Annotated in this window: 5 protein-coding genes and 1 pseudogene; 2 read left to right on the top strand and 4 right to left on the bottom strand. The window is 52.6% G+C overall.

Annotation, left to right across the window (positions count from 1 at the left end; genetic code table 11):
- Nucleotides 1–359: 359 nt before the first annotated feature.
- Together ACQY6F_RS17500 and vexH are read left to right on the top strand one after the other, a co-directional pair.
- Nucleotides 360–1412: an efflux RND transporter periplasmic adaptor subunit gene (locus tag ACQY6F_RS17500; RefSeq protein ID WP_428776274.1), complete on the top strand. Its 1053-nt coding sequence runs from the start codon at nucleotides 360–362 to the stop codon at nucleotides 1410–1412.
- Nucleotides 1412–4522 (top strand): vibriobactin export RND transporter permease subunit VexH, encoded by a 3111-nt coding sequence (gene vexH / locus ACQY6F_RS17495; RefSeq protein ID WP_428776272.1) that lies wholly within the window; start codon nucleotides 1412–1414, stop codon nucleotides 4520–4522. Before ACQY6F_RS17500 ends, vexH begins: the two co-directional genes overlap by 1 nt.
- A gap of 111 nt (nucleotides 4523–4633) precedes the next feature.
- Here the strand turns inward: vexH and lipA are convergent, their stop codons facing one another.
- The 4 genes and pseudogenes from lipA to ACQY6F_RS17475 all read right to left on the bottom strand — a co-directional run.
- Nucleotides 4634–5599: a lipoyl synthase gene (gene lipA / locus ACQY6F_RS17490; RefSeq protein ID WP_428776270.1), complete on the bottom strand. Its 966-nt coding sequence runs from the start codon at nucleotides 5597–5599 to the stop codon at nucleotides 4634–4636.
- 6 nt (nucleotides 5600–5605) lie between these two features.
- Nucleotides 5606–6259 (bottom strand): lipoyl(octanoyl) transferase LipB, encoded by a 654-nt coding sequence (gene lipB / locus ACQY6F_RS17485; RefSeq protein WP_428776268.1) that lies wholly within the window; start codon nucleotides 6257–6259, stop codon nucleotides 5606–5608.
- A 175-nt stretch (nucleotides 6260–6434) separates the two neighbouring features.
- Complete coding sequence (ybeD, locus tag ACQY6F_RS17480; RefSeq protein ID WP_428776266.1) at nucleotides 6435–6713, bottom strand: DUF493 family protein YbeD; 279 nt, start codon at nucleotides 6711–6713, stop codon at nucleotides 6435–6437.
- Between the two features lie 118 nt (nucleotides 6714–6831).
- Nucleotides 6832–7519, bottom strand: a pseudogene (locus ACQY6F_RS17475) (D-alanyl-D-alanine carboxypeptidase); the annotation flags it as partial.

Raw genomic sequence — 7519 nt, 5'->3', positions numbered from 1 at the left:
GGGACGGATTCGAACCATCGAAGGCGGAGCCGGCAGATTTACAGTCTGCTCCCTTTGGCCACTCGGGAACCCCTCCAGGGTATTTCCTATTCTATTACCGAATAGGCTTAACTGATGTTTTCCCAACACATCAATCAAGTGCGGAGCGCATCATAACAAACCTAGTATCACTGTAAAGGCTTTTCTTATCATTTTGAATTGAATGCTGTAATTTTGGGCAGAGAGGCCAGTAATTAGCGGTTTATAGCAGCGATCCTAGTGCCGCTATGCCAGGCGATCTATCACTATTTACACTCCTTGACGTTTAATTACGTAAAAGGGGCTAGAATAGATGCAGTTATTATTGTCAGAGTAGCTCTATGAAAATTAAACCAATTATTCCATTACTGACATGTTTATTTGTTGTGTCTCCTGCGGTATTGGCCGCCGGAAACCCCAGGGAAGAGCGTGCAACTTCAGTGGTGATTGAAAAGGTTCAGTCACAGCAAATATCTCAGTCTTTATCGCTGATAGGTAAGTTGGAGGCGGAACAATCTGTTGAAATTGCAGCAGAATCGGCAGGTATTGTCGAAGTGATTGCGGTGAAAGCAAACCAGAAAGTGAAGCAGGGCCAGCTACTGGTAAAGTTAAATGACGACAAAGCCAAAGCGGCTGTGGTAGAAGCGCGTGCTTACCTCACAGACGAACAGCGCAAGCTACAGGAGTTTGAGCGTCTGGTATCACGGAATGCCATTACCCAGACAGAGATCAATGCCCAGAAAGCCAGTGTTGAGATCGCCCAGGCTAGGTTGGATGCGGCAATTGCTGACCTTAACGACCTGCACATTACCGCGCCATTTGACGGTACTATCGGCTTTATCGATTTTAGCCGCGGAAAACTGGTCAGTGCTGCCAGCACCTTGTTGACACTGGATAACCTGTCAGTAATGCAGCTGGACCTTCAGGTCCCGGAGCGCTACCTGAACAAGATCGCAGAAGGAATGCAGGTGACCGCTAAAGCCAACGCCTGGGGGGCAAGACAGTTTGTTGGTCAGGTGGTGGGTATCGATACCCGGATTAACCGAGAGACGCTCAATCTGCGGGTACGAATCCATTTTGATAATACCGATTTGGCACTGAAGCCGGGCATGCTGGTGGAAGCGCAACTCGCCTTTGAACCGATTTCAGCGCCGATCATCCCGGTGCAGGCGCTGCAGTATGCAGGTACAAAACGGTATGTTTATCTGGTCAGTGAAGAGAAAGTGGCCCAGCGACGCGAAGTATTGCTCGGTGCCCGCATCGGTAACGAGGTGGTGATTGATGAAGGCCTGAATATTGGTGACAGCATCGTAGTGCAGGGGATCGTCAACATGCGCGACGGAGTGAAAATTACACCGGTCGATGAACAGGGCCGAGCGGTAGGTGAACGCTAATGTGGTTATCGGACACCTCAGTGAAACGGCCGGTGGCGGCCGTGGTACTCAGCTTGTTGCTGTGTGTATTTGGCCTGGTCTCTTTTACCAAACTGGCAGTGCGGGAAATGCCGGATATCGAAAGCCCGGTCGTCTCGGTCAGTACCCGCTACGAGGGAGCATCGGCGACAATAATTGAAAGCCAGATCACTTCGGTGCTGGAAGATCAGTTGTCTGGTATCAGTGGTATCGACGAAATTTCCTCGACTACCCGTAACGGCAGCAGCCGGATTACCATTACCTTTGACTTGGGTTATGATCTTAATACCGGTGTCAGTGATGTGCGCGATGCGGTCGCCCGGGCCCAGCGGGCACTGCCGGATGAAGCCAGTGACCCGATCGTGTACAAGAATAACGGCTCGGGTCAGGCGTCCATCTACATCAACCTCAGCTCAACCGAGATGGATCGTACCCAGCTCACTGACTATACCGAGCGGGTGCTGATGGACCGTTTCTCGCTGATCTCCGGTGTCAGCTCGATCAATATCACCGGCGGTCTGTACAAGGTGATGTACGTCAAGCTCAAGCCTCAGTTGATGGCCGGTCGAGGAGTGACCACTACCGAGATTACCCAGGCGCTGAAACGGGAAAATATTGAAAGCCCCGGCGGCGAAGTGCGCAATGACCAGATCGTGATGTCGGTCCGGACGGCGCGCAGTTACAACACCCCGGAAGATTTTCAGTATCTGGTGGTGAAACGGGCCAGTGATAATTCGCCTATCTATCTGAAAGATGTCGCCGATGTCTATATCGGTGCGCAGAACGAGAGTTCTACCTTTAAAAGTGATGGCGTGGTTAACGTCAGCCTGGGCATCATTCCACAGACCGATGCCAACCCACTGGAGGTGGCTGACCGGGTCCACGAGGAAGTGGCCAAGATCCAGAAGTTTCTTCCGGCCGGCACCCGACTGGCGATCGATTACGACTCCACTGTGTTTATCGACCGTTCGATTAGCGAAGTGTTCAATACCCTGCTGATCACAGGCGGTCTGGTGATCCTGGTGCTGTATATCTTTATCGGCCAGGTTCGGGCGACGCTGATCCCGGCGGTTACGGTTCCGGTATCGCTGATATCCTCGTTTATCGCCGCCTACTATTTCGGTTTTTCCATCAACCTGATCACCCTGATGGCGCTGATCTTGTCCATCGGTTTGGTGGTGGATGATGCCATCGTGGTGGTAGAGAATATTTACCACCATATCGAGCAGGGCGAAAAGCCTTTGCTGGCCGCCTATAAAGGCGTGCGGGAAGTGGGCTTTGCCGTTATCGCCACTACTCTGGTACTGGTGATGGTGTTTCTGCCGATTTCATTTATGGATGGTATGGTCGGACTGCTGTTTACCGAGTTCTCGGTGCTGCTGGCGATGGCGGTGATCTTCTCTTCTTTGATCGCCCTGACCCTGACCCCGGTGCTGGGCAGTAAGATATTGTCAGCCAATGTGAAGCCTTCCCGCTTTAACGCCATCGTCGACAGCGGCTTTGGCCGCCTGGAAAGTGGCTACCGCTGGTTGCTGCAAGGGGCGTTGAAATGGAAATGGGTTGCACCTCTGGTGATCATCAGCTGTATTGGCGGCAGCTTCGCCCTGATGAAATCGGTACCGGCGCAGCTGACGCCGAGTGAAGACCGCGGGGTAGTGTTTGCCTTTGTCCGCGGCGCGGATGCCACCAGTTATAACCGCATGGCGGCTAATATGGAGCTGGTAGAACAGCGTTTGTTGCCGATGCTGGGTGAAGGAGTGCTACGTTCGTTCAGCATCCAGACCCCGGCATTTGGCGGTAACGCAGGCGACCAGACCGGCTTTGTGATTATGATCCTGGAAGACTGGAATGAGCGTACGACCACCGCCCAGCAAGCGTTAGGGCAGATCCGCCGGGCGCTGGCAGGCATTCCCGATGTTCGGGTGATCCCATTTATGCCAGGGTTCCGTGGCGGATCCAGCGAACCGGTGCAGTTCGTCCTGGGCGGCTCAGACTATCAGGAGCTGAAACAGTGGGCGGAAAAACTGGAGCAGATCGCCGAAGAGTCACCATTGATGGAAGGGGCCGATCTTAACTACTCCGAGAAAACGCCGGAGCTGGTGGTATCGGTTGACAAGCAGCGCGCGGCAGAGCTTGGGATCAGTATTTCCGATATCTCCACCACGTTGGAAATCATGCTGGGTGGTAAGAGTGAAACCACCTATGTCGAACGGGGCGAGGAGTATGATGTCTACCTGCGCGGCGATGAAAACAGCTTCAATAACGCCGACGATTTAAGTCAGATCTACATGCGCACTTCCTCCGGTGACCTGGTGACTCTGGATGCGGTGACCAAGATCGAAGAGATCGCCTCGCCGATTCGCTTATCGCATTACAGCAAGCAGAAAGCCATTACAGTGACGGCTAACCTGACCGAAGGCGCGACGCTGGGTGAGGCGCTGGATTATCTCGACCAGCAGGCTATCGAACTGTTGCCTGGCGATATTTCGGTTAGTTACTCCGGTGAGTCGAAGGACTTTAAAGAGAACCAGTCCAGCGTGCTGGTGGTGTTTGCACTGGCCATGTTGGTCGCCTATCTGGTACTGGCGGCGCAGTTTGAGAGCTTTATCAACCCGCTGGTGGTGATGTTTACCGTGCCTATGGGGGTATTTGGTGGCTTCCTTGGCATGTTAATTATGTCGCAGGGGCTGAATATCTACAGCCAGATAGGCATGATTATGCTGATCGGCATGGTGACGAAAAACGGCATTCTTATTGTTGAGTTTGCCAACCAGCTGCGCGATCGCGGGATCGAGTTTGAAAAAGCCATCGTGCAGGCGTCGGCGCGCCGTCTGCGGCCGATTATGATGACCGCGTTCACCACGCTGGCGGGGTCAGTACCGCTGATCCTGTCCAGTGGCGCTGGCTATGAAAGCCGGGTTGCGGTGGGTACAGTGATCTTCTTTGGCATGAGTTTCGCTACTCTGGTGACCCTGTTTGTCATTCCGGCTATGTACCGTTTGCTGGCGGCCAATACTCAGGCGCCGGGACACGTAGAGGCGGAGCTGAATCAGGAGCTCAGCCACGATGTGAAATCGCGGGTATCCCATTAACGCCATCCCTCTCGAGGAAGCGGAAACGAAAAAGGTTAGCCAGTTGGCTAACCTTTTTTAATGCTGTCTCTTTGCGCTCCATTCTTCTGGAGAATGCGCGCTGTGACACGCTTAGCTGACTTCCACACCTTGCGCTTGCAGGTCGGCGTGGTAAGAAGAGCGGACAAACGGACCACAGGCGGCGTGGGTAAAGCCCAAGTCCAGAGCGATCTGTTTCAGCTCATCAAACTCTTCTGGCGGCACGTAGCGTTCAACCGGTAAGTGGTGACGGCTTGGTGCCAGATACTGGCCCAGTGTCAGCATAGTGACACCGTGCGCACGAAGGTCTTTCAGCACTTCAATGATCTCTTCTTTGGTTTCGCCCAGCCCCATCATCAGGCCCGACTTGGTCGGAATATCCGGATGTTGTTGTTTGAATTTCTCCAGTAGCTGCAGTGACCATTTGTAGTTGGCACCAGGACGAGCTTTGCGGTACAAGCGCGGCGCGGTTTCCAGGTTGTGGTTGAACACATCCGGCGGATTGTCTTTCAGCAGATCCAGTGCGACATCCATGCGGCCGCGGAAATCGGGTACCAGTGTCTCGATCTTGATATGCGGGTTTTTCTCCCGGATCGCCTGGTTACAGTCGGCGAAGTGCTGAGCACCCCCATCACGTAGATCATCACGGTCGACCGAAGTGATCACCACGTATTTCAGTTTCATATCCTGAATGGTTTGGGCCAGTTTGCTCGGCTCTTCCGCTTCGGGTGGCAGAGGGCGGCCGTGAGCAACGTCGCAGAATGGGCAGCGACGGGTGCAGATAGCCCCCAGGATCATAAAGGTCGCAGTACCATGGTTAAAACACTCCGCCAGGTTCGGGCAGGAAGCTTCTTCACACACCGAATGCAGGTTGTTTTTCCGCATTGCCGACTTAATGTCCTGGATGCGCTGGCTGTCGGATGGCAGCTTAATTTTCATCCATTCAGGCTTGCGCAGCACTTTAGTCTGCTCCTGAGGCATGTTCTTGACCGGGATAAGGGCCATTTTGTCGGCGTCACGGTACTTAACGCCTTTTTCCATTTGGATTGGTTTGCTCATGCTTTCTTACCTATCAGTCACTGCTTCTGTACTGAATTCAACTTGCTCGTAATGAAGTAACGATACGAGCTCTTTAACGAGTTGCTGGGCAACTTCTTCTAAATTATCCGGTCCACCAAGTTGGCTGACCTGCACCATTTCCATGCCGGCATAGCCACAGGGATTGATACGCAAAAACGGTGATAAATCCATGTTGATGTTTAGTGCCAGGCCATGAAATGAGCAGCCTTTACGAATTCTCAACCCCAGTGAACAGACCTTTTTGCCATCCACGTAAACACCCGGTGCATCGGGGCGGGCAGCTGAATCGATATTGTAAGCGCTCAGAGTATTGATGACGAGATTTTCAATGTGCGTGACCAGTTCGCGAACACCCAGTTTTTTACGGCGCAGATTGAGCAGAAAATAGACCACTAGCTGGCCGGGGCCATGATAGGTGACCTGGCCGCCGCGATCACTCTGCACCACCGGAATGTCACCGGTATTCAGCAGATGCTCGGCTTTTCCTGCCTGCCCCTGGGTAAACACCGGGTTGTGTTCCACCACCCAGACTTCATCTGTGGTGTCATCGGTGCGCGAGTCGGTGAAGTCGTGCATCGCCTGCCAGACAGGGAGGTAATCCTGACGGCCTAAAAACTTGACGACCAACTGGTCTTGCATTGCTGTTCCCGCCCTCATTGTAATCAGACTGTCGATTATAAACCGGTTTAGCGTCGCTAACTACACCGATGATGTAGGGTTATATATTATTCGTCAGTCAAATGTTGGTGAAATGTTTCAATGGTGAGCTAAAAAGAAAGCAGCCTGAGCTGCTTTCTTTTTCGGATGCTGGTAGTTAAAGCACCATGCGAACGATGTCGATCTCGCCCAGTTCTTTATATAGGATTTCTACCTGATCAATCGTTGTCGCGGTGATAGTGATCGATACAGAGTGGTAGTTCCCCTTCGCGCTTGGTTTAACGCTCGGGCTGTAATCACCGGGTGCGTGGCGCTGAATCACTTCAACCACCTTCTCTGGAAGCTCTGGCTTTGCGTAACCCATTACCTTGTAGGTAAACGAACATGGAAACTCAAGCAGATCTCTCAGTTTGGCATCTGAATTGATAGTCAACATAGGGAAAACTCCAATATGGCTATTGATATTGCGGGGGAATAGTACTGCCTATTGACGCCGATCTCAAGAACAACCAAAGCCGCCCGTAGGCGGCTTTGCTAGCGGTTCATCGGGTGTTTTAGAACAAGCCTTTGAATAGTAGGACAATGTAGTCCCAAAGACGGCTGAACAGGCTACCCTGGTCAACATCTTCCAGCGCCAGCAGCGGGTACTCGGCGATGTCCTGGCCTTCCAATTGATAGAACAGCTTGCCGACCACGTCACCTTTCTTCAGTGGCGCTTCCAGTGAACGCTCCAGTACGAAGCTGGCTTCCAGGTTTTTCGCCTGACCACGTGGCAGAGTTACGTAAGTGTCTTTATCGACACCCAGAGCGACGTTATCTTTGTCACCCATCCAGATTTTTTCTTCGACAAAGGTTTCACCGGCTTTATGTGGTGCAACGGTTTCAAAGAAACGGAAACCGTAGCTCAGCAGTTTTTTACTTTCCGATTTACGGGCATTGGCATCTTTGGTGCCCATGACGACCGCCACCAGGCGCATTTGACCTTCGGTTGCCGAGCTCACCAGGCTGTAGCCAGCGTTGGAAGTGTGACCGGTTTTAATGCCGTCGACATTCATGCTCTTGTCCCACAGCAGACCATTGCGGTTGTACTGGGTAATGCCGTTGTAGGTGAACTTTTTCTCTTTGTAGACGCGGTATTCATTCGGTACATCGCGGATCAGGGCTGAACCCAGCAGCGCCATGTCGTATGGTGTCGAATACAGGTCGTCAGCGTCCAGTCCGTGTACATTGGCAAAGTGGGTG

Origin of the sequence: Vibrio sp., from assembly GCF_050299255.1 — a bacterium.
In the GTDB taxonomy this organism is placed as follows: Bacteria; Pseudomonadota; Gammaproteobacteria; order Enterobacterales; family Vibrionaceae; genus Vibrio.
Note: the sequence above shows the minus strand (reverse complement) of the source record. Positions and strands in the feature narration are given on the sequence as shown.